Source organism: Mesorhizobium sp. WSM1386, from assembly GCF_055901595.1.
In genome coordinates this window covers 3830138-3851922 of sequence record NZ_CM148373.1, presented here as the reverse complement: position 1 = coordinate 3851922, position 21785 = coordinate 3830138, and the positions used below count along the sequence as shown (strand labels likewise).

The following is a 21785-nucleotide window of genomic DNA, read 5'->3' as shown; positions in this document are numbered from 1 at the left end:
TGTTCAGAAAATCATGGTCCGGCGGGACGCCAGGATCTTTTGCAGGACGACGCAGTCGATATCCGCCGGCACCGGGCGTTCGCCAGTTATCAGCGGCAGGAATTCGGTGTCGGGAATGTCGAGGAGCCTCTCATATTGGTCGATCTCCTCGGCCGTCAAGGCGGCGATCTCGGCATCGGCGAAGGTGCCGAGGATCAGATCCATCTCGCGCAAGCCGCGATGCCAGGAGCGGAACAAGAGCTTGCGGCGGTGGACGTCCAGCCCCTCGCTTGATCGTTTCGTTCCGGTCATTGTGGCGCATCCTCACTTGCTGCGGCGCATATAGCGTGGATAGAAGGGGCTGTCAGCCTTGCGCTGCTGCCGTCGCGACATAAGCTGACATCATGCGTCCTTCCATCCTCGACCCCCTCTTTGTCCCGATCACCTCGCTCGCCGGCGTCGGGCCGAAGGTTGGCGCGCTGATCGAGAAGGTCGTCGCCGCCGATCTCGGCGATCGCGCGGCGCGCGCCGGCGATCTTCTGTTCGTGCTGCCGCATACCGTCATCGACCGCCGCAACCGGCCCGGCATCGCGCTCGCCGCCGAGGGCGCGATCGTCACGCTCGATCTGCGCATTGACCGTCATCAGCCGCCGCCGCGCGGCAACCGGTCGGTGCCCTACCGGGTCTTTGCCCATGACGATACCGGCGAAATCGGCCTGACCTTCTTCCATGCCCATGCCTCCTACCTCGAAAAGGCGATGCCAGTCGGCGAGCATGTCGTGGTCTCGGGCCGCATGGAATGGTTCAACGGCCGCCCGACCATGGTCCACCCCGACCATATCGCCCTGGCCAGCGAGGCGGAAAACCTGCCGCTGGTCGAACCGGTCTACCCGCTCACCGCGGGGCTGTCCGGCAAGGTGCTGCGCCGGGCGATCGGCCAGGCGCTGGCGCGCTTGCCCGAATTGCCCGAGTGGCAGGATGGCGCCCTCATGCGCCGGCACACCTTTCCGACCTTTGGCGACGCGCTCGCCCGCATCCACAACCCGGCCGATCCGATCGACGTCTCCATCGACGGCGCCGCCTGGCGGCGCCTCGCCTATGACGAATTGCTGGCGGGCCAGGTCTCGCTGGCGTTGGTGCGGGCAAAGATCCGCCGCTTGTCTGGCCGTCCCCTGGTCGGCGACGGCAGCATCGTAGAGAAACTGCGCGCAGCGCTTCCCTATTCGCTGACCGCTTCCCAGGAATTCGCACTGGCCGAAATCAATGCCGACCTTGCCCACCCCGAGCGCATGCTGCGGCTTCTGCAAGGCGATGTCGGGTCCGGCAAGACGGTCGTCGCGCTGCTTGCCATGGCGCGCGCCGTCGAGGCTGGCGGCCAGGCGGCGTTGATGGCGCCGACCGAAATCCTGGCGCGCCAGCATCTGGCGACGATCGCCCCGCTTGCCGCCAGCATAGGCCTGCGCATCGCCATCCTGACCGGGCGCGAGAAAGGCCGCGAACGCGCCGACACGCTGGCCGGTTTGGCCAGCGGCGAGATCGACATCGTCGTCGGCACCCACGCGCTGTTCCAGGAAACGGTGACTTTCCACGACCTGGTGCTGGCCGTCATCGATGAGCAGCACCGCTTCGGCGTCCACCAGCGGCTTGCCATCACCGCCAAGGGCGATGCGCCCGACATGCTGGTGATGACGGCGACCCCCATCCCGCGCACGCTGGTGCTGACCGCCTTCGGTGACATGGACGTGTCGAAATTGACGGAAAAGCCGGCCGGCCGCCAGCCGATCCGAACCGTCACGCTGCCGCTGGAGCGCCTGGACGAACTGGTCGGCCGCATGGTCGATGCCGTCGCCGGCGGCCAGAAGATCTACTGGATCTGTCCGTTGGTCGAAGAATCCGAAGAGATTAAACTGATGTCGGCGGAAGATCGTTTCGCCTCGCTGAAACCGCTGTTCGGCGACCGCATCGGCCTTGTCCATGGCCGTATGAAGGGTGCGGAGAAGGACGAGGCAATGCGGGCCTTCAAGCAGGGCGAGACGCGCATCCTGATCGCTACCACGGTCATCGAGGTCGGCGTCGACGTGCCCGATGCCACCGTCATGGTCATCGAGCATGCCGAGCGCTTTGGCCTGGCGCAGTTGCATCAGCTGCGCGGCCGTGTCGGACGCGGCGACAAGCCGTCCTCCTGCGTGCTGCTCTACAAGGATCCGCTCGGCGAGACCGCCAAACGCCGGCTGTCGGTGATGCGCGAGACGGAGGACGGCTTCCTGATCGCCGAGGAAGACCTGAAATTGCGCGGTGAAGGCGAGCTTTTGGGCACCCGCCAGTCCGGCACGCCGGGCTTCCAGGTGGCGCGTATCGAGGCTCATGCCGATCTTCTGGAAGCTGCCCGCGACGATGCAAGGTTGATCCTGTCGCGCGACCCTGAGCTGCAATCCGACCGCGGCGAGGCGCTACGCCTGTTGCTCTATTTGTTCGGTCGCGACGAAGCCGTTCGGCTCCTGCGCGCCGGATGAGCCAAGGCGGCAACCGATGGGTTGGCAAGCATTCCCTCGATAGGCTCACCATTCACGACAACCATTTGCTTGACCTCGGGCGCCACCAGTCCGGCCGACACGATCAGCTTGGCACCGTCCTCGATCGTCATGTCGAGCAGCACGATGTCCGACTTCGGCACGTACATCAGGAAGCCGGTGGTCGGGTTCGGCGTGCAGGGCATGAACACGGCAATCAGCGGATCGCCTTCCTGATCAAGCTTCTGGTTGATCTCGGTCTCTTTCTCGCTGGCGACGAAGACCAGCGACCAGACGCCCTTGCGCGGATACTCGACCAGCCCGACCTGGCGGAACATGTCGCCTTTGTTCGACAGCACGGTCTCGAAAATCTGCTTCAGCGAGCCATAGATGCCGCGCACCAGCGGCATGCGGCCAAGCATGCGCTCACCGAAATTTACGATGGCGCGGCCGACGATGTTGGCCGTCAGGAAGCCGATCAGCGTGATCAGGATCAGGGCGACGATCAGCCCGAAGCCCGGCACCGGGAACGGCAGGTAGGTATCGGGGTTGTAACGCGCTGGAATATAAGGTTTTACCCAGGAATCGACCCAGCCGATGAACGACCAGGCAATATAGGCGGTGATCGCCAGCGGCGCGCAGACGACGAAGCCTGTGAGGAAATAGTTCCTCAGCCGGGTCATGCCAGAAGTCTTCGGAGCGTCGGACATGGTTCACCGGGGCGCGGGTTGCCGTGCAACATTAGTGAACAGCAAGGCCGTTTGGAACTGCGAAGTTTTTAAAGGCCCGATTATGCCGCCGCTTCCAGCGGTTCTATCTTCTCAAGTTCCAACGCTAGTTTCTTCGCTTCGGTCTCAAGCTCGTAAGCCTGCTGAAAATTCATCCAGAATTGAGGCGTGGTGTTGAAAAACCGCGCCAGTCGCAAAGCAGTGTCGGGGGTCAAGCCGATCTATTCCTTGGCAATGCGTTCGATACGGGTACGCGGAAGATTGAGCTTTTTTGCGAGGGCGCCAGCGCTCATGCCAAGGGGAACGAGATATTCTTCACGCAGGAATTCTCCGGGGTGAACTGGACGGGCGAACTTCGATGCCATTCGGCTCAACCTCCCGATTTGAGAGGTAAAACTTACTCCACCGTCACCGATTTCGCCAGATTGCGTGGCTGGTCGACGTCGGTGCCCATGAACACGGCGGCGAAATAGGCCAGCATCTGGATCGGCAGCGCATAGATGATCGGCGAGATGATTTCCGGCACATCCGGCAGCACGATCGTTTCCATCGTCTTCACGCTTACCTGTGCCGCGCCCTTGCTGTCGGTGATCAGGATGATCTTGCCGCCGCGCGCCGCCACTTCCTGCATGTTGGAAACGGTTTTCTCGAAGATACGGTCATGCGGCGCGATGACGATGACCGGCATATTCTCGTCGATCAGCGCGATCGGGCCATGCTTCAACTCGCCCGCGGCATAGCCTTCGGCGTGGATGTAGGAGATTTCCTTGAGTTTCAGCGCGCCTTCCATGGCCAGCGGGAAATTGGTGTCGCGGCCGAGATAGAGCACGTCCTTGTAGCGCGATAGTTCGCGCGCGATGCGCTCGATCTGCTCCTCGAGCTTCAGCACCTGGTTGGCATAGCGCGGCGCTTCCGAAAGCGCGCGCACCAGGGTTTTCTCCTGCTCTTTCGAGATTGTGCCGCGCGCCACACCGGCGCGCACCGCAAGCGCGGCCAGCACGGACAGCTGGCAGGTGAAAGCCTTGGTCGAGGCGACGCCGATCTCGGGTCCGGCAAGCGTCGGCAGCACGACGTCGGATTCGCGCGCCATGGTCGATTCCCGCACATTGACGACGGCGCCGATCTTCATGCCGGCCTTGCGGCAGTAGCGCAGCGAGGCCAGCGTGTCGGCGGTCTCGCCCGATTGCGAGATGAAAAAAGCGGCATCGTTGGCCGACAGCGGCATTTCGCGGTAGCGGAATTCCGAGGCGACATCGATATCGACCGGCAGCCGCGCATAGCGCTCGAACCAGTATTTGCCGATCAGGCCGGCGAGATAGGCGGTGCCGCAGGCGGAGATCGCCAGCCGGTCGATCTTGGCGAAATCGAACGGCAGGTCGAGCGGCTTGGAGACGCCGGAGACGAAATCCACATAGTGAGCCAGCGTGTGCGAGATCACCTCGGGCTGCTCATGGATTTCCTTCTCCATGAAATGGCGGCGATTGCCCTTGTCGACCATGAAGCTGGTCGACAGCGACTGCTGGCGCTTGCGGACAACCCTTTTGCCGTCGATGTCAAAGATGGCGACACCGTCGCGGCGCACCACCGCCCAGTCGCCGTCCTCGAGATAGGTTATCGAATTGGTGAACGGGGCGAGCGCGATGGCGTCCGAGCCCAGGAACATCTCGCCATCGCCATGGCCGACGGCCAGCGGCGGGCCGTTGCGGGCGCCGACGATCAGATCCTCGTCGCCTTTGAACATGATGGCCAGCGCAAAGGCGCCTTCCAGCCGCTTCAGCGCCTGATGCGCGGCCTCGACCGGCATCAGCCCCTTGGCCAGTTCGCGCGCCACCAAATGGGCAACGACCTCGGTGTCTGTCTGCGACGAGAAAGAATAGCCGTCGCGGATCAGTTCGTCGCGCAGTTCGGCGAAATTCTCGATGATGCCGTTGTGGACGATGGCGACGCCGGCGGAAAAATGCGGATGCGCATTGGTCTCGTTGGGTACACCATGGGTCGCCCAGCGTGTATGGCCGATGCCGATGGTGCCTTCGAGCGGCTCGTCCTTGAGCCGGCGTTCGAGGTTGACCAGCTTGCCTTCGGCGCGGCGGCGGCCAAGCTCACCCTTCTCGATAGTGGCGACGCCGGCCGAGTCATAGCCGCGATACTCGAGCCGCTTGAGCGCATCGACAATGAGCGGCGCAACCTGCGAGTGGCCGACGATTCCAACGATACCGCACATGCAGACAGCCCCCAATTCCCCGTGGAAAACCAGCGCTATTTAGGGATGGCCGGTTCGCCGCGAAAGTCACATTGCATTTCGTCCGCTGTAACGGACGCTTCTGCACGCATGCATCATGACACAGCGCACTTGCAATCCGGTTACCGCAATCGTTCAGTTTTTGAAGGCCGGTCTTACTTCTTTTTGGCAGCCGCGGCCGAGGCAAAGCGCTCGCGCAATTCCTTGCCCTTGCCGGGAATCGTCTTCTGGCGGGCGCGCCCGAAAGCCAGCGCATCGTCGGGTACACTTTCGGTGATCACGCTGCCCGAGGCGATGTAGCCGCCCTTGCCGATTGTGATAGGCGCGACCAGCGAGGAATTCGAGCCGATGAAGGCGCCTTCGCCGATGTCGGTGAAGAATTTCGAGTAGCCGTCATAGTTGCAGGTGATGGTGCCGGCCCCGATATTGGCCCCCGCGCCGACACGTGCATCGCCGATATAGGTCAGATGATTGACCTTGGCGCCTTCCTCGATAACAGCCTGCTTGACCTCACAGAAATTGCCGACTTTTGCCTTTTCCCGCAGATCGGCGCCCGGCCGCAGTCGTGCGAACGGACCGACATCGCAATTGCCCGCGACAGTGGCGCCTTCGATATGGCTGAAGGCGTGGATCTTGGCGCCGCCGGCGATCTTTACGCCTGGACCAAACCAGACATCGGGCTCGACGATCGTGTCGGCACCGATTTCGGTGTCGTGCGAGAAGAAAACAGTCTCCGGCGCGATCAGCGTCACGCCCGAAAGCATCGCCTCGTACCGCCGGCGCTGCTGCCAGATACCCTCGGCTTGCGCCAGTTCGGCGCGGTTGTTGATGCCGAGCGCATTTTCAAAGCTGGCTTCGGTCGCAACCACATCGAGGCCTTGCCCGCTGGCGATCTCGACGATGTCGGTGAGGTAGTATTCGCCCTTGGCGTTCGTGTTGCCGACCGCGTCGAGCAGCTTCAGCGCCTGGCTACCGGCCACCGCCATCAGCCCGCCATTGCAGAAGGTGATCTTCTTCTCTTCCTCGCTGCAATCTTTCTCCTCGCGGATGGCGACCAGCTTGCCGCCCTTTTCGATCAGCCGGCCATAGCCGGTTGGATTGGGTGTACGGAAGCCGATGACGGCGACGGCAGCACCTTCCGCCAGCTTCAGTCGCGCCACGGTCAGCGCCCCCGGATCGATCAGCGGCGTGTCACCGAACATCACCAGGACATCGTCGTAACCCCTTGATATCGCTTCGCGCGCAGCCAGCACGGCATGCGCCGTGCCAAGCCGCTTTTCCTGCACGAAGGTCTCGGCCTTCACAGCGAATTTTGCCGCGGCCTTGCGCATTTCCTCCGCCCCATGGCCGATCACCAGCGCCTGGTCGCCGGCCCCGGCGGCTTCGGCGGCCTTCACCACATGCGCGACCATCGGCAGGCCGGCGATTTTGTGCAGCACCTTCGGCAGCGCACTCTTCATGCGCGTGCCTTCGCCGGCAGCGAGGATGATCGACAGACAGGTTCTCTGGCTCATGGATGGACAACCATATGAAAAAGCGTTGGGAATCAAAGCATGCTAGCAGTGGCGCCATGCTGCACCAATGCGGTTAAATTCCGGTGAGATGGCGGAGCAGGTGGCTTTTAATCAGTAGGTCTACCGCCCAGTCTGTTAAACGCCCGTCCTGCGGCCGGACCGCTAGCCCAGCCGCCCCAACACGGGGAAATTTTCCAGCAGCCAGTACGATACGGCCTGCACCCCGCCGGTCAGGAAAAACGCGCCGGCAACGACCAGCAGCGCACCAATCGCTTTTTCCACTCGGCCGAGATGGACGCGGAATTTGCCGAGGAAACGCATGAAGGCGCCGGAAAACAGCGCCGCGATCAGGAAGGGTATGCCAAGCCCAAGCGAATAGGCGGCGAGCAGCAGCGCGCCCTCGCCCACGGTTTCGCGACCGCCGGCCAGCGTCAGGATCGGTCCCAGCACCGGGCCGATGCAAGGTGTCCAGCCGAAGGCGAAGGCCAGTCCCATGACATAGGCGGCGACAGCACTTGCCGGCTTGCCCTGCGACTGGAAGCGCGCCTCGCGCGACAACAACGGGATGCGCAGGATACCGAGGAAATTCAGGCCCATCAGGATGATCAGCACGCCGGCGCCCATCGCCAGCGGCTCTTGCCAGACGCGCAGCAGCCGACCGATGGTCGAGGCGCCGGCGCCGAGCGCCACGAACACGGTCGAGAAGCCGAGCACGAAGGCGATCGAGGAATAGAGCAGCGCGCCGCGCGTGCCTTCACGCGCCGTCGCCCCCGCATTGCCACGAAAATCGTCGACCGAGACACCGGCCATGTAGCAGAGATAGGGCGGCACCAGCGGCAGCACGCAAGGCGACAGGAACGAGATGGCGCCCGCCCCGACCGCGCTGACATAGCCGATATCCAATGCCATTCCAAAACCCTGCTGTTTCGGCGACGATACTGTTTGGGCGCCGATATAGCGAAGCCCTGGCCTGTGCGCCAATCACCAATGTGTGGCAACCAGTCGCTGTTCGGGCAATCTCGCTGACCCCACCCAACCAAGTACGACCGAACCGATGGAATTGTTACTGGCAACCAAAGCCCCAGCTACCGATATCCCACAAGCCCTTTCGGGAAGAACCTCCGGCCGGCAGGCGTTGACACAACGAGACCGCGATTTCCCGCGCGTCTCCACATATCAGGGAGGGTTCCATGAAAATCATAACCGCAGGGCTGGCCGCGCTTCTGCTCAGCACCGCCGCATCCTTCGCCGCCGAGGCGTGGAAGGAAGCCGATGTCGGCGGCACCAAGATCTACACCGATCCCAAGGGCATGACGCTTTACACCTATGACAAGGACAGCAAGGGCAAGTCGAACTGCTACGACAAATGCGCCGCCAACTGGGCGCCGCTGAAGGCCGCGGCCAGCGCCAAGGCGGACGACGAATGGAGCGTTGTCAAACGCACCGATGGCACCAAGATGTGGGCCTATGACGGCAAGCCGGTCTACACCTTCGTCAAGGACAAGAAGGCTGGCGACATGAGCGGTGACGGCGTCGCCGGCGTCTGGCACGTCGTCAAGGCCGACTGAGCCTCCTTCCCGCTTCCCGCCTGTTGGCGGGGCATCAGCTGGTCGCCGGGCAGCCTCCGATACCGTCGGCGGCCGGCCTCATGATCGAGGGACGGCATTCCTCGACTCATCGAAACGGAGCTCGGTCGTTTTCGCCAATTTGCGACCATCGTCTCTCTCGGCCAATTCTGTGATTTTCTCCATACACTCTAAGAGTGTATTGCTGCCGGCATCCCCGCAATTTGGGCGCTTCCCCTTGACCGGATGCGAAAGCGCGGCCATGTGAGCGGCAACAGGAACGAGATTTCGTCGCGCGCAGCGGAATTCTTCTGGCGCATCACAGCTGAATAAGAGACCTCATGGACGTCGTCGTCGTCGAATCGCCGGCCAAGGCAAAGACAATCAACAAATACCTCGGCAAGAACTACAAGGTTCTGGCCTCGTTCGGCCATGTCCGCGATCTGCCGGCCAAGGACGGCTCGGTGCGTCCGGACGAGGATTTCGCCATGTCCTGGGCGGTCGACACCGCTTCGGGCAAGCGCCTCGCCGACATCGCCAAGGCGGTCAAGGATGCCGATGGCCTGATCCTCGCCACCGACCCGGATCGCGAGGGCGAAGCCATCTCCTGGCACGTGCTGGAAGTGCTGAAGCAGAAGCGTGCGCTGAAGGACAAGCCGGTCAGCCGTGTCGTCTTCAACGCCATCACCAAGTCGTCGGTGCTGGAAGCGATGGCCAATCCGCGCCAGATCGATGCGCCGCTGGTCGATGCCTATCTGGCCCGCCGGGCGCTCGACTATCTCGTCGGCTTCACGCTGTCGCCGGTTCTGTGGCGCAAATTGCCGGGCGCCCGCTCGGCCGGCCGTGTCCAGTCGGTGGCGTTGCGCCTTGTCTGCGACCGCGAATCCGAGATCGAGCGCTTCATCCGCGAGGAATATTGGCAGATCGCCGCCATCCTCGGCACGCCCCGCAACGAGGCTTTCGAAGCCCGGCTCACCGCGTTCGAGCGCAAGAAGCTGCAGAAGCTCGACATTTCCAACAAGGCGCAGGCCGACGACATCAAGACGATGCTCGAGGGCGCCTCCTTCAAGGCGCTGTCCGTCGAAGCCAAGCCGACCAAGCGCAATCCAGGCCCGCCCTTCACCACCTCGACGCTGCAACAGGCGGCTTCCTCGGGCCTCGGTTTCTCCGCCACCCGAACCATGCAGGTGGCGCAGCGGCTCTATGAAGGGATGGAGATCGGCGGCGAAACCACCGGCCTGATCACCTATATGCGAACCGACGGGGTGCAAATGGCGCCGGAAGCGATCGACGCTGCCCGCGATGCGATCGCCAAGGAATTTGGCCCGAAATACCTGCCGGAAAAGCCGCGCGTTTACACGACCAAGGCCAAGAACGCCCAGGAAGCGCACGAGGCGATCCGTCCGACGGATTTCATGCGCACCCCGGCATCGGTCAGGCAGTACCTCGATTCCGACCAGATGCGGCTCTATGAGCTGATCTGGAAGCGCGCCATCTCCAGCCAGATGCAGCCGGCCGAGATCGAGCGCACCACCGTCGAGATCGAGGCGGTGAACGGCTCGCGCACCGCCGAGCTTCGCGCCGTCGGTTCCGTCGTCCGCTTCGACGGCTTCATCGCCGCCTACACCGACCAGAAGGAAGACGACGCGGAGGACGAGGAAAACCGCCGCCTGCCCGAGATCCACGCCGGCGAGCAGCTCGCCCGCCAGGCGATCAACGCCACCCAGCACACCACCGAGCCGCCGCCGCGTTATTCCGAGGCGTCGCTGATCAAGAAGCTGGAAGAGCTCGGCATCGGCCGCCCGTCGACCTACACCGCGATCCTGAAGACACTTGAGGACCGCGACTATGTCACGATCGACAAGCGCCGGCTGGTGCCGCAGGCCAAGGGGCGGCTGCTGTCGGCCTTCCTGGAAAGCTTCTTCGAGCGCTATGTCGAATACGACTTCACCGCCTCGCTGGAGGAAAAGCTCGACGAGATTTCCGACGGCAAGCTCGCCTGGAAGGACGTGCTGCGCGACTTCTGGAAGGATTTTTCAGGCGCCGTCGCCGATATCAAGGAACTGCGCGTCACCGACGTGCTCGATGCGCTGAACGAGGAACTGGCGCCGCTGGTATTCCCCGCCCGCGAGGACGGTTCGAACCCGCGCATCTGCCCGAAATGCGGCACCGGCAATCTGTCGCTGAAGCTCGGCAAGTTCGGCGCTTTCGTCGGCTGCTCGAACTATCCGGAATGCTCCTTCACCCGCCAACTCGGCGACGCCGCCAACCCGAATGGCGAGAATGGCGGCGGCGACGACGGCACCAAGGTGCTCGGCAAGGATCCTTACACGGCCGAGGAAATCACGCTGCGCTCAGGCCGCTTCGGCCCCTACATCCAGCGCGGCGACGGCAAGGAAGCCAAGCGCTCCAGCCTGCCCAAGGGTTGGACGCCGGAATCCATCGACCATGAGAAAGCGCTGGCACTGCTGTCATTGCCGCGCGATGTGGGAAAACATCCCGAATCTGGCAAGATGATCTCGGCCGGGCTCGGTCGTTACGGTCCGTTCGTGCTGCACGACGGCACCTACGCCAATGTCGACAGCATCGAGGACGTGTTCTCGATCGGCCTCAACCGCGCCGTCACGGTGATTGCCGAGAAGCAATCGAAGGCCAAGGGCGGCCGCAACGGCGGCACCGCCGCTGCCTTGAAAGAACTGGGCGACCATCCGGAGGGCGGTGGCAAGATCGTCGTTCGCGACGGCAAATACGGACCCTACGTCAATTTCGGCAAGGTCAACGCCACGCTGCCCAAGGGCAAGGATCCGCAATCGGTGACGATCGAGGATGCGCTGGCGCTGATCGCCGAGAGGGAAGCCAAGGGCGGCGGCGGCAAGAAGCCGTTCCGCAAGGCAGCAGCCCCGGCAGCCAAGAAAGCGGCGACCAAGAAGCCGGCCGCGAAGAAAAAAGGATAGGACGGCGTGGCGCGCAAGATCACCGGAAGAAGCCACGGCGATCCGCGCACCGCCGACACCAGGGCCAAGGTCAAGGACGACTACCGGCCCTCGCGTGACGAGATCCTGCGCTACATCGCCGAAAATCCCGATCGCGCCGGAAAGCGCGACATCGCCAAGGCGTTCGCCTTGCGCGGCGACGACCGCATCTGGCTGAAAGACATTTTGCGTGACCTGCAGGACGAAGGTGTCCTGACCAAGGAGCGCAAGGGGCTGGCCCGCGTCGGCGCCCTGCCCCACGTCACGGTCCTCGATATTTTCGACCGTGACGCCGACGGCGTGCTGTTGGCGCGTCCCACCGAACACACGGCCAACGGACCGCCGCCCATCGTTTCCATCCGCCTGTCGCGCAGTGGTGGTGGACCGGCGCCCGGCATTGGCGACCGCGTGCTGGCCAAGACCTTTCCCGCCGACGAGACGAATGTCGCCCTGGGCGGCCCTGCCTATACCGGCCGGGTGATGAAGATCTTCGAGAAACGCACCGATGCCGTTCTCGGCGTCTTCCGCGTACTCAAGGACGGCACCTTTCGCATCGAACCGGTGGAACGGCGCCAGCCGGAACTGATCGTCGACAAGGAATTCCAGAACGGCGCCAAAAACGGCGATCTGGTCGAGGTCGAGCCCGCGCGCGCCTCGCGCTACGGTCTGCCCCACGCCAAGGTGCTCAATGTGCTGGGTTCGCTGACCAGCGAAAAGGCGGTCTCGATGATCGCCATCCACGCCCACGACATTCCCCACATTTTCCCGGCCGACGTCATCGCCGAATCCGAGGCCGTCAAGCCGGCAACGCTCGATCACCGTGAGGACTGGCGAGACCTGCCGCTGGTCACCATCGATCCGGCCGACGCCAAGGACCATGACGACGCGGTGTTCGCCACGCCGGACCTCGATGAGAAGAATCCGGGCGGAGTGGTCGTCACGGTCGCCATCGCCGATGTCGCCGCCTATGTGCGCTATGGCACGGCGCTCGACCGCGAAGCCTTGAAGCGCGGCAATTCGGTCTATTTCCCGGATCGCGTCGTGCCGATGCTGCCCGAACGCATTTCCAATGATCTTTGTTCGCTGCGCGAGGGCCAGGACCGTCCGGCGCTGGCAGTGCGCATGACCTTCTCCGCCGACGGTCACAAGATCAGGCACTCCTTCCACCGCATCATGATGAAATCGGCGGCCAAGCTGGCCTACCCGCAGGCGCAGGCGGCGATCGACGGCGTGCCGGACGACAAGACCGGCCCGATCCTCGACACGGTGCTGAAGCCGCTGTGGGATGCCTATGCGATCCTCAAGCGCGGACGCGACGGCCGCCAGCCACTGGAACTCGACCTGCCGGAGCGCAAGATCCTGCTTAAAGCTGACGGCACGGTCGACCGCGTCATCGTGCCGGAGCGGCTCGATGCCCACAAGCTGATCGAAGAATTCATGATCCAGGCCAATGTCGCCGCCGCCGAGTCGCTCGAGGCGAAGAAGCAGGCGCTGGTCTACCGCGTCCACGACGCACCCTCGCTCGCCAAGCAGGAATCGCTGCGCGAATTCCTGCAGACGCTGGGGCTGTCGCTGGCGCGCGGTGCGCAGATGCGGCCCAGCCAGTTCAATGGCATCCTGGAGCGCGTGCGCGGCGCCGACAATGAAGGGCTGGTCAACGAAGTGGTGCTGCGGTCTCAGAGCCAAGCCGAATATTCGCCCGGGAATATCGGCCATTTCGGCCTGAACCTCAGGCGCTACGCGCATTTCACCTCGCCGATCCGCCGCTATGCCGACCTCATCGTGCATCGCGGACTTATCGCCGCACTCGGCCTCGGCCCGGGCGGACTGACGCGCGACGAAGAAGCCCGGCTCGAGGACGTCGCGGTGCTGATCTCCGGCACGGAACGCCGCGCAATGGCTGCCGAACGCGATACGGTCGACCGGCTGATCGCCGCCTACCTCGCCGAGCGCATCGACGACCGCTTCGACGCCCGCATCTCCGGCGTCACCAAATCGGGACTATTTGTCCAATTGCCGCAGTATGGCGCCGATGGTTTCATCCCGGTGTCAACTCTGGGCGGCGATTACTATATATACGATGAAACGGCCCGCTCCCTGTTTGGAGAACGCTCGGGCAAAGGCTACCAGCTCGCGGATCGGGTCGAGGTCCGGCTCGTCGAGGTGGCACCGATGGCCGGCGCGATGCGCTTCGAGATGTTGACCGACCCGAAGCCCCTGCCAGGCTCCGTCAAGTCGTTTCACAAGGCCAAGGGCCGCGCCCGCGCGTCGCAATCGCGACCGGGTTCGCGCGGCAGGAGACGATGATGCCAAAAGAATTAGGGATACAAGAACAGGTTTTCGGCGGCGAACATCATTCGGGCCGGGTTGCCCGCCCGCTGTGGACGGCGATGAAGCGCGGCCTGCTGGGCCGCTGCCCGAATTGCGGCGAAGGCAAGCTGTTCCGCGGCTTCACCAAAACTGTCGACGCCTGCAGCGTCTGCGGCGAAGAGATCCACCATCATCGCGCCGACGACCTGCCTGCTTATCTGGTCATCGTCATTGTCGGCCACATCATTCTCGGTGCCTTCATGGGTGTGGAAGCGACGTCGACCTTGTCGACCTGGCAGCACATCGTCATCTGGGTGCCCTTGACCATCCTTTTGTCGGTTGCGCTGCTGCAGCCTGTCAAAGGTGCCGTCATCGGACTGCAATGGGCGTTCTATATGCACGGATTCGGTGGCGAAAAGGATGCAATCGAGCCGCATCCCGGGGCCTGAGGTGCAGGCTGGCGCAATACGCCAACGGTTAAGGCCACTTTCGCATGCAAGAAGTTTCCGCTAGGTCGTGCGCATGGATGGTATGACCAAGGCGCAAGTCGACGGGATCGAGAGGAGCATGGTCGCTCATAGCGATCGGCCGATGCGCCCGCGCGATGCCGCGACCCTGATCCTTCTCGACCGCAAGGGCGATGAAGTACTGGTCCTGATGGGCCGCCGCCACGCCGGCCATGCCTTCATGCCCGGAAAATTCGTTTTTCCCGGTGGCCGCACCGACCCTGCCGACAGCCGCATCCCGGTCGCCGCCGTGTTGCACGCCGAGCAGGAAGCAAAGCTGCTTGCCGGTCCCGGCCGCACAAGCGCGGCGCGCGCCCGCGCCATCGCCCTGTCGGCGATCCGCGAGACCTATGAGGAAGCCGGGCTGCTGATCGGCCGCAAAGGCGTCTTCGCCACCGCCAGGCGCGATTGGCAAGGCTTTGCCGAACATGGCGTGCAGCCCTCCCTGGACATGCTGCGCTTTATCGCGCGGGCCATCACCCCGCCCAACCGGGTGCGCCGCTTCGACACGCGCTTCTTCAGCGCCTGGCGCGACGATGTCGCCGTCGAATTGCCTGGTGGCGGCCCGACCAACGAACTCGAGGAACTGGTCTGGTTGCCGCTTGCCAAGGCAAGGGAAGCCGACATCCCCGACATCACGCGAACGATCCTGGACGAGCTGGAAAAGCGCCTCGCCCATGATCCGCTGCTGCGTCCAGGCGGTTCCGTCCCCTTCTACCGACTTGTCGGCAACCGCTTCACCCGCGAACTTCTCTAGAGCAATTCCAGGAAAAGCGTGACGCGGTTTTCCGTCCGGAATTGCGTAAGATCAAAAAGACAGAGTATTCAGCATCTCATGACGGTCGATACCCAACAACAGGGCGACGAACGCGTACATTGGCTGCCGATGGTGGCGGCGATCTCGTCGATCAGCGTCGTCGGCATCGCCATCGGCCTCGGTATGCCGTTGCTCAGCGTCATCCTGGAAACGCGTGGCCATTCGGCTTCGATGATCGGCCTCAACACGGCCGTCGCCGGCCTGGCTTCGATCGCGGGCGCCCCGCTCGCCACGCCGCTCGCCATGCGCTTCGGTGTCGCCTGGACCATGATCGCGATGATCGCCGCCGGCGCGCTGGCCTTCGTCGGCTTTCACTTCGCGCCTGATTTCTGGATGTGGTTTCCGCTGCGCATCGTGCTGCACATCGCGCTGACGGTGCTGTTCATTCTGTCGGAGTTCTGGATCAGCACCTCGGCGCCGCCGCACCGGCGCGGTCTGGTCCTTGGCATCTACGCCACCGTCCTGTCGCTCGGCTTTGCCGCCGGGCCGTGGCTGTTTGCTCATCTCGGCAGTTCCGGCTTCAGGCCGTTCGGCGTCATCATCGCGCTGGTGACGCTGGCCGCGATACCGGTGCTGGCCGCGCGCAACGAGAGCCCGAGCATTGTAGCCGATGGCGAAACCAGCAATTTCCTGCGCTATATCTGGCTGGTGCCGTCGGCGACCGCCGCGGTCCTGGTGTTCGGCGCCGTCGAGACCGGCGGCTTCGCGCTGTTTCCGGTCTACGGCAACCGCATCGGCTATTCCGAAGCCGACGCGGCACTGCTGCTGACCATGATCGGTCTCGGCAACGTTTTGCTGCAGATCCCGATCGGCATGATCAGCGATCGCGTCAGCGACCGCCGCTACCTGTTGCTCGCCTGCGCCACCGTCGGTCTCGTCGGCACCGTCTTCATGCCCTTCTTTGCGCAGAATTGGCACCTGATGGCCGCCCTTTTGTTTGTGTGGGGCGGTGTGGTCGCGGCCATGTACACGATCGGCCTTGCCCATCTCGGCTCGCAGCTTTCCGGCCATGAGCTGGCATCCGCCAACGCCGCCTTCGTGCTTTGTTACGGCGTCGGCATGGTGCTCGGTCCACAGGCGATCGGCATCGGCATGGATGCATTCGGTCCGTCTGGCTTCGGCTGGTCGCTCGGCCTGTTCTTCGGCGCCTACATCGCCCTGGTCTGCTTCAGGCTGATCCGCAAGATCCTTTTGTAGCCTCGCACCGGTCGAAGCCCTTGTCCGCCCCGGAGGCACGATGCTGACAGAACCTTGTCAGGAGCACCCAGTTAAAAGAGTGTCCCCAAAACATCCGAAGTTGAGGACACTCCCATGATCGACAGCGGCTTTGAAACCACATCCCTGCGCATGACGCTTCTGCTGCTTGTGAGCTTCCAGGCTCCGGCCGCCGATGTCGACCGCATCATGGACGCGGTGGTGGCGCTCGCCCCGCTGGCCATGGGCAACTACGACCGCAACGCCTATCAGTCCGCGCACGGCATCGAGCGCTACAGGCCGCTTGACGGGGCAGCGGCCGGCGCTGAAACCGAATTGCGCCGCCGCCCGGGCACGGTCGAGGTTTCATTCGAATTGCCCGATGACCAGGCACTGGCTGCCCGCGTCGTCGAGGCGATTTTCCAGGCGCACTCCTATCAGGAGCCGGTGATCCGCATCCAGCCGATCCTTGCCAGCAGGTCCAAGGGGCTGGACGACCGCGCCAACCCGAATCGTTGGTGGAACACGACCGGAGACTGGAAGAAGGTTGCGGCGGTTAAGGAAGAAGCATAAAGCGGCCTTCCCTTCTCCCCTTGTGGGAGAAGGTGGCCTCGCGAAGCGAGGTCGGATGAGGGGTGTTCCAGCTTGGCGCCGACGGCACCCCGTTACCCACCCCTCAACCGTCTCGGCGCTGCGCGCCGATCCACCTTCTCCCACAGGAGGAGAAGGAAGAGAGGGTATCGCCGGGCTTGACTTTCCGGGCACGTTCTTTACATGTCGCGCCAAGTTTCCCGCGTCCGGGTGTTTTCCCGTGCTCCAGCGGCCAAAACCCCACGAACATAACGGACTGATATCATGGCCAAAGCCGCAAACATCAAGATCAAGCTTCTGTCGACCGCCGACACCGGTTTCTTCTACGTGACCAGCAAGAACAGCCGCACCAAGACCGACAAGCTGTCGTTCCGCAAGTATGACCCGGTCGCCAAGAAGCACGTCGAATTCAAGGAAACCAAGATCAAGTAATCTGGGTTTTTCCTTTGTAGACAAAACGCCGCCCACCGGGCGGCTTTTTTGTTCCAGAGGTTGCAGGCCGAAATGCCCGGCCCGGCCGAGTTCCTTCAACCGATGCGGTCGCCGCTTTTCGGGTCGAACAGATGCAGTGACGCCGGATCAGCCGCCAGCCGCACGGTGTCGCCGGGCTTGACGCCGGCACGGCCCATGGCAAAGACGCAAAGTTGCTGGTTGGCCAGCTTGACGTAGAACTGCGTCGACAGGCCGAGCGGTTCCACCACCCCCACCTCGCCTTGCAGCGCACCGTCGTCGTCCAGCCTGATGTGCTCGGGCCGCAAACCGACGGTGACCGCATCGCCATTCCCGAGCGGCAGTCCGTCCGGCAGTCGCAGTGCTTGGCCGTCGGCTAGCACGGCGTCCGACTTCCCGCCCTTGCGCACCGTCGCCGGCAGGAAATTCATGCCGGGCGAGCCGATGAAGCCGGCGACGAACATGTTGGCCGGGCGATCGTAGAGATCGAGCGGCGCGCCGACCTGCTGGATCAGCCCGTCATGCATGACGACGATGCGGTCGGCCATGGTCATCGCCTCGATCTGGTCGTGGGTGACGTAGACCGAGGTCGTCTTCAATTGCTGGTGCAGCGCCTTGATTTCGGCACGCATGTGGACGCGCAGCTTGGCATCGAGGTTCGACAGCGGCTCGTCGAACAGGAAGACCTTGGGATCGCGCACGATGGCGCGGCCCATGGCGACGCGCTGGCGCTGGCCGCCGGACAATTGCCGCGGCAGGCGCTGCAGGAAAGTGTCCAACCCCAGCCGTTTGGCCGCGCCATCCACCCGCGCATCGATCGCCGGCTTCTCGGCTTTGCGCAGCATCAGGCTGAAGCCCATGTTCTTGGACACATCCATATGCGGGTAGAGCGCATAGGACTGGAACACCATGGCGATGTCGCGGTCCTTGGGCGCCACGTCGTTGACCAGCCGTTCGCCGATGCGGATCTCGCCGCCGGAAGCCTCCTCCAGCCCGGCGATCATCCGCAGCAAGGTCGACTTGCCGCAACCTGACGGCCCGACCAGGACGACGAATTCGCCATCGGCGATTTCAAGATCGACCGCATGCAGGACGCGGACGGCGCCATAATCCTTGCGGACTTTTTCGAGTGTAACAGAGGCCATCGATCTATCCTTTGACGGCGCCGGCGGTCAGGCCGGTGACGAGATAGCGTTGCAGGAAGGCGAAGAAAATGCAGACCGGGATCAGCGCCAGGATCGACGCCGCCATCATCTGCCCCCAGTCGACTGCGAACTTCCCGATGAAGGTCAGCAGGCCGACCGCGAAGGTTTTTTGGTCGTCGCTGGAAATCAGCATCAGGGCGAACAGAAGCTCGCTCCAGGCGGCGGTGAAGACGAAGCCCAGCGTCGCACCCATGCCGGGCAGCGTCAGCGGCACGATCACCTTGCGCATTGCCTGCGCTCGGGTACAGCCGTCGATCATCGCCGCTTCCTCCAAATCCTTGGGGATGCCGTCGAAGAAGGACTGCATCAGGAAGGTCGCGAACGCGGTGTTGAAAGCGGTGTAGATGATGATCAGCCCGGTCAGGCTGTTGATCAGGCCGATCTGCCCCATGACGCGGTAGATCGGCGGGATGACCATCACCAGCGGAAAGGTCTGGGTCAAAAGCAGCATCAGCGCCAGTGCCGCCTTGCCGCGAAAGGTGAAGCGCGACATGGCGTAGCCGGCGAGCGTCGCAATGACCGTCACCAGGGCAGCCGTCGATACCGAGACGATGACGCTGTTGAGGAAATAGCGCGGGAAATCGGTGGCTTCGAGCACGGTGACGAAATTTTGCAACGTCATTTGCGATGGCCAGAAGGTGATGCCTTCGGAATAGAGGAGCCGCTCCGGCGTGACCGATATCTTCAGCGTCCAGTAGATCGGGAACAGGGCGAAGATCACGTAAGCGGCGATGGCTGCGTAGAGGCCGATGCCGCCGAAGAAGCGTTGCGAGGCTGAGCGTCCTGCAATCATCAGACGTGCCTCACCAGTGTGCGGCGGATCGCGATCAGCGCGATAGCATAGGCAATGAGCAGGACAAGCAGCAGCACGGCCACCGCCGAGGCATAGCCCTTGTCCAGCGACTTGAAGGCGCTGACATAGATGTAGACCGGTACCGTGTTGGTCGAGCCGGCCGGACCGCCCTCGGTCATGACGAAGATCAGGTCGGCGAAGGTGGCGATCCAGATGGTGCGCAGCATCACGGTGATGGCAATGGTCGGCGCCAGGAACGGCAATGTCACCTTGGTGAAGCGCTGCCAGGGCGAGGCGCCGTCGATCGCCGCCGCCTCATGCAGTTCCGACGGGATCGATTTCAGCGCCGCCAGCAAGGTAATGGCGAAGAACGGGATGCCGAACCAGATATTGGCGACGATCGGCCCCCACATCGCGGTCGAGGGATCGGACAGCACGTTGGTCGGCTCGGCCTTCAGCCCCAAGGCGAACAGCCAGTGCGGCAGCGGACCGATGATCGGGTTGAACAGCCAGGCCCATGTCAGGCCCGACAGGAAGGACGGCACCGCCCAGGGCAGGAAGACCAGCGCCTGCACCGCCTTGCGGCCCCGGAACGGCTTGTCGAGCAGCATCGCCAGGCCAAGGCCGAGGAAGAACTGGAAGAACAGGCTGGCGGCCGTCCACCACAGCGTGTTGACCAGCGCCTGCCCCAGCACCTGGTCCGACAGCATCGCCTGGTACTGGCCGAGCCCGACATATTCCGACTTGAAGGCGGAGAATTTACGGAACGAATAGCTGATGCCGATGACCAGCGGCACCAAAAGCACCACGACCAGCAGGATGATCGCCGGGCTGAGATAGAGCCAGGGCTCGATAGCGGCGTGCGACAGCCGCTTCCTTCGAGGCTTGCCGGCGGATCGTATTTCGGGAACGGCATAGGTCATTGGCTGAGGAACGGCTCCCTGGGCGGCGGCGGGGGACAGCGTCCTTCTCCCCATCTCTATACGGGGAGAAGATGCCGGCAGGCAGATGAGGGGCAGCGCAAAGTAGGCAGAACTACCGCCGCCCCTCATCCGTCACTTCGTGACACCTTCTCCCCGTGAACGGGGAGAAGGAAAGAACGCGCTTATTTCTTGTTCTTCGCCATCCAGTCCTGCTGTTCCTTGGTCAGGAAGGCAGCCCACTGGTCGGCGACATCCTTGGCGGTCTTCTGGCCAAGCAGCACTTCCTGGAAATTTTTGATCGCCACCTGGTCGACGAAGTTGCCGAGGTTCTCCAGATGCGTCGGCGGCGTCACCATCTCATATTTGGAGCTGTCGCTGAGTTCCGTGAACCAGCCCTTGAACTGCTCGGTCTTGAAATGCGGATCCTGGTCGGCACCTTTGTGGATCGGGACGACGCCGACCTCCTTGGCCCATTCCAGATTGTCCTTCGGCGACAGCAGCGTCGACATCAGCTTCCAGGCGTCATCCTTGTGCTGGGAATTGGCGAACATCGCCCAGCCGGCATACCCCAGCGTCGGATAGGATTTGCCGCTCGGCCCGACCGGCAGCGGCGCCACCGCGAAATCGTCGGCGCTCATCTTGTCGGCGATACCGAGCAGCGCGTCGGGATCCTGGTTTAGCATGGCGCAGGTGCCGGAATAGAAGCCGGTGACGGTCTCGTTGAAGCCCCAGCTCACCGCGTCCTTCGGCGCCAGGCCGTCCTTGTACATGTCGGCCAGCATCTGCAGGCCCTTGACCGATCCCTCTTCGTTGATGGTCGAGGTGCCATCCTCGTTGAAGTAGCCACCCTTGCCCTGGGCGATGTTCATGAACATGTGCATGCCGTTGAAGGCGCCCGGCCCGCCGCGCAGGCAGTAGCCGTATTTGCCTGGGATGGCCGAAATCTTCTTGGAGTCGGCGACGAATTCGTCGAGCGTCGCCGGCGGGCCGTTCAGACCTGCCTCCTTGAACAGCTTCTTGTTCCAGAACAGCGCATTCACATAGTAGCCGTAGGGGATCATGAACTGGGTGTTGTTGACGGTCGAGCCGAACTGCTTGGCGCGGTCGCCCAGCGTCTTGGCGTCGTCCCATTTGGCCATGTAAGGGCCGAGATCCTCGAGCTGGGCATTATTGGCATAGAGGCCCATCCAGCGTTCCGGCATCTCGACCACGTCGGGCGTGTCGCCGGCCTGCACCATTGTCAGGAATTTTTCGAAGGCCTGGCCCCAGGGCAGCGAGATCAGCTCGACCTTGACGCCGGGATTGGCGGCTTCGAACTCTGCGATCTGCTTCTTCAGGAATTCGGTGCGCGGCGGGCTGGTGATGACTTCGACCATCTTCAGGGTCGAATCGGCCAGCGCGCCGCCGGCGGAAATCGCCAGCCCCGCAACGGTGGCAAGCATGACGGTCAGTTTTTTCATGTTCAAGACTCCCATTTTGAACCCGCTTG

18 protein-coding genes and 1 pseudogene are annotated in these 21785 nt (G+C 63.2%); 9 read left to right on the top strand and 10 right to left on the bottom strand.

The features are described from left to right. Positions 1–3 precede the first annotated feature (3 nt). Positions 4–291 (bottom strand): succinate dehydrogenase assembly factor 2, encoded by a 288-nt coding sequence (locus AC0NIH_RS18880; protein WP_023780587.1) that lies wholly within the window; start codon positions 289–291, stop codon positions 4–6. A 92-nt stretch (positions 292–383) separates the two neighbouring features. Between AC0NIH_RS18880 and recG the strand changes: the two genes are divergently transcribed. Next, on the top strand, positions 384–2492 hold the full coding sequence (gene recG, locus AC0NIH_RS18875; RefSeq protein WP_473460503.1) for an ATP-dependent DNA helicase RecG: 2109 nt from the start codon (positions 384–386) through the stop codon (positions 2490–2492). Here recG and AC0NIH_RS18870 read toward each other — a convergent pair. The 5 genes and pseudogenes from AC0NIH_RS18870 to AC0NIH_RS18850 form a co-directional block, all read right to left on the bottom strand. Beyond that, on the bottom strand, positions 2444–3199 hold the full coding sequence (locus AC0NIH_RS18870; protein WP_031257382.1) for a DUF502 domain-containing protein: 756 nt from the start codon (positions 3197–3199) through the stop codon (positions 2444–2446). The genes recG and AC0NIH_RS18870 overlap by 49 nt on opposite strands. A gap of 80 nt (positions 3200–3279) precedes the next feature. Beyond that, positions 3280–3582: pseudogene (locus tag AC0NIH_RS18865) on the bottom strand (HigA family addiction module antitoxin). A 32-nt stretch (positions 3583–3614) separates the two neighbouring features. After that, complete coding sequence (glmS, locus tag AC0NIH_RS18860; RefSeq protein ID WP_473460505.1) at positions 3615–5438, bottom strand: glutamine--fructose-6-phosphate transaminase (isomerizing); 1824 nt, start codon at positions 5436–5438, stop codon at positions 3615–3617. Between the two features lie 173 nt (positions 5439–5611). After that, positions 5612–6970, bottom strand: coding sequence for a bifunctional UDP-N-acetylglucosamine diphosphorylase/glucosamine-1-phosphate N-acetyltransferase GlmU (glmU, locus tag AC0NIH_RS18855; RefSeq protein WP_473460507.1), 1359 nt, complete (start codon positions 6968–6970; stop codon positions 5612–5614). Positions 6971–7132: 162 nt separating this feature from the next. Continuing rightward, entirely contained in the window at positions 7133–7879 is a 747-nt protein-coding gene (locus tag AC0NIH_RS18850; protein WP_473460509.1) for a cytochrome c biogenesis CcdA family protein, read from the bottom strand. Between the two features lie 281 nt (positions 7880–8160). On the opposite strand from AC0NIH_RS18850, the gene AC0NIH_RS18845 reads away from it, so the two are divergent. The 8 genes from AC0NIH_RS18845 (at position 8161) to rpmG (ending at position 17357) form a co-directional block, all read left to right on the top strand. Continuing rightward, entirely contained in the window at positions 8161–8538 is a 378-nt protein-coding gene (locus AC0NIH_RS18845; RefSeq protein WP_473460511.1) for a COG4315 family predicted lipoprotein, read from the top strand. Positions 8539–8876: 338 nt separating this feature from the next. Further along, entirely contained in the window at positions 8877–11489 is a 2613-nt protein-coding gene (gene topA, locus AC0NIH_RS18840) for a type I DNA topoisomerase (RefSeq protein WP_473460513.1), read from the top strand. Positions 11490–11495: 6 nt separating this feature from the next. After that, a complete protein-coding gene (gene rnr / locus AC0NIH_RS18835) occupies positions 11496–13814 on the top strand; it encodes a ribonuclease R (RefSeq protein WP_473460515.1) in 2319 nt (772 codons plus the stop codon). Further along, on the top strand, positions 13814–14266 hold the full coding sequence (locus tag AC0NIH_RS18830; RefSeq protein WP_287270396.1) for a DUF983 domain-containing protein: 453 nt from the start codon (positions 13814–13816) through the stop codon (positions 14264–14266). The genes rnr and AC0NIH_RS18830 overlap by 1 nt, the downstream gene beginning before the upstream one ends. Positions 14267–14339: 73 nt before the next feature. Continuing rightward, on the top strand, positions 14340–15080 hold the full coding sequence (locus AC0NIH_RS18825; protein ID WP_473460517.1) for an NUDIX hydrolase: 741 nt from the start codon (positions 14340–14342) through the stop codon (positions 15078–15080). Between the two features lie 78 nt (positions 15081–15158). Next, positions 15159–16337, top strand: coding sequence for an MFS transporter (locus AC0NIH_RS18820; protein WP_013895218.1), 1179 nt, complete (start codon positions 15159–15161; stop codon positions 16335–16337). Between the two features lie 114 nt (positions 16338–16451). Continuing rightward, positions 16452–16907 (top strand): YqfO family protein, encoded by a 456-nt coding sequence (locus tag AC0NIH_RS18815; protein WP_023763634.1) that lies wholly within the window; start codon positions 16452–16454, stop codon positions 16905–16907. A 282-nt stretch (positions 16908–17189) separates the two neighbouring features. After that, on the top strand, positions 17190–17357 hold the full coding sequence (rpmG, locus tag AC0NIH_RS18810; protein ID WP_006201775.1) for a 50S ribosomal protein L33: 168 nt from the start codon (positions 17190–17192) through the stop codon (positions 17355–17357). A 95-nt stretch (positions 17358–17452) separates the two neighbouring features. On the opposite strand, the gene AC0NIH_RS18805 is transcribed toward rpmG, so the two are convergent. The 4 genes from AC0NIH_RS18805 to AC0NIH_RS18790 form a co-directional block, all read right to left on the bottom strand. Next, positions 17453–18520, bottom strand: a complete 1068-nt coding sequence (locus AC0NIH_RS18805; RefSeq protein WP_473460520.1) for an ABC transporter ATP-binding protein — start codon at positions 18518–18520, stop codon at positions 17453–17455. A 4-nt stretch (positions 18521–18524) separates the two neighbouring features. Further along, on the bottom strand, positions 18525–19373 hold the full coding sequence (locus AC0NIH_RS18800; protein ID WP_013895215.1) for a carbohydrate ABC transporter permease: 849 nt from the start codon (positions 19371–19373) through the stop codon (positions 18525–18527). Continuing rightward, positions 19373–20296 (bottom strand): carbohydrate ABC transporter permease, encoded by a 924-nt coding sequence (locus tag AC0NIH_RS18795; protein ID WP_224688500.1) that lies wholly within the window; start codon positions 20294–20296, stop codon positions 19373–19375. The genes AC0NIH_RS18800 and AC0NIH_RS18795 overlap by 1 nt, the downstream gene beginning before the upstream one ends. Before the next feature lie 182 nt (positions 20297–20478). Then, a complete protein-coding gene (locus AC0NIH_RS18790) occupies positions 20479–21756 on the bottom strand; it encodes an ABC transporter substrate-binding protein (RefSeq protein ID WP_023763630.1) in 1278 nt (425 codons plus the stop codon). Between the last annotated feature and the right edge of the window lie 29 nt (positions 21757–21785).

Coding starts and splice junctions, on each gene's coding strand:
- AC0NIH_RS18790 (WP_023763630.1), bottom strand. CDS start 21,756: ATGAAAAAACTGACCGTCATGCTTGCCACCGTTGCGGGGCTGGCGATT.
- AC0NIH_RS18805 (WP_473460520.1), bottom strand. CDS start 18,520: ATGGCCTCTGTTACACTCGAAAAAGTCCGCAAGGATTATGGCGCCGTC.
- AC0NIH_RS18880 (WP_023780587.1), bottom strand. CDS start 291: ATGACCGGAACGAAACGATCAAGCGAGGGGCTGGACGTCCACCGCCGC.
- AC0NIH_RS18870 (WP_031257382.1), bottom strand. CDS start 3,199: ATGTCCGACGCTCCGAAGACTTCTGGCATGACCCGGCTGAGGAACTAT.
- glmS (WP_473460505.1), bottom strand. CDS start 5,438: ATGTGCGGTATCGTTGGAATCGTCGGCCACTCGCAGGTTGCGCCGCTC.
- AC0NIH_RS18830 (WP_287270396.1), top strand. CDS start 13,814: ATGCCAAAAGAATTAGGGATACAAGAACAGGTTTTCGGCGGCGAACAT.
- AC0NIH_RS18845 (WP_473460511.1), top strand. CDS start 8,161: ATGAAAATCATAACCGCAGGGCTGGCCGCGCTTCTGCTCAGCACCGCC.
- AC0NIH_RS18820 (WP_013895218.1), top strand. CDS start 15,159: ATGACGGTCGATACCCAACAACAGGGCGACGAACGCGTACATTGGCTG.
- AC0NIH_RS18795 (WP_224688500.1), bottom strand. CDS start 20,296: ATGACCTATGCCGTTCCCGAAATACGATCCGCCGGCAAGCCTCGAAGG.
- recG (WP_473460503.1), top strand. CDS start 384: ATGCGTCCTTCCATCCTCGACCCCCTCTTTGTCCCGATCACCTCGCTC.
- AC0NIH_RS18815 (WP_023763634.1), top strand. CDS start 16,452: ATGATCGACAGCGGCTTTGAAACCACATCCCTGCGCATGACGCTTCTG.
- AC0NIH_RS18850 (WP_473460509.1), bottom strand. CDS start 7,879: ATGGCATTGGATATCGGCTATGTCAGCGCGGTCGGGGCGGGCGCCATC.
- topA (WP_473460513.1), top strand. CDS start 8,877: ATGGACGTCGTCGTCGTCGAATCGCCGGCCAAGGCAAAGACAATCAAC.
- rpmG (WP_006201775.1), top strand. CDS start 17,190: ATGGCCAAAGCCGCAAACATCAAGATCAAGCTTCTGTCGACCGCCGAC.
- AC0NIH_RS18800 (WP_013895215.1), bottom strand. CDS start 19,373: ATGATTGCAGGACGCTCAGCCTCGCAACGCTTCTTCGGCGGCATCGGC.
- glmU (WP_473460507.1), bottom strand. CDS start 6,970: ATGAGCCAGAGAACCTGTCTGTCGATCATCCTCGCTGCCGGCGAAGGC.
- AC0NIH_RS18825 (WP_473460517.1), top strand. CDS start 14,340: ATGGATGGTATGACCAAGGCGCAAGTCGACGGGATCGAGAGGAGCATG.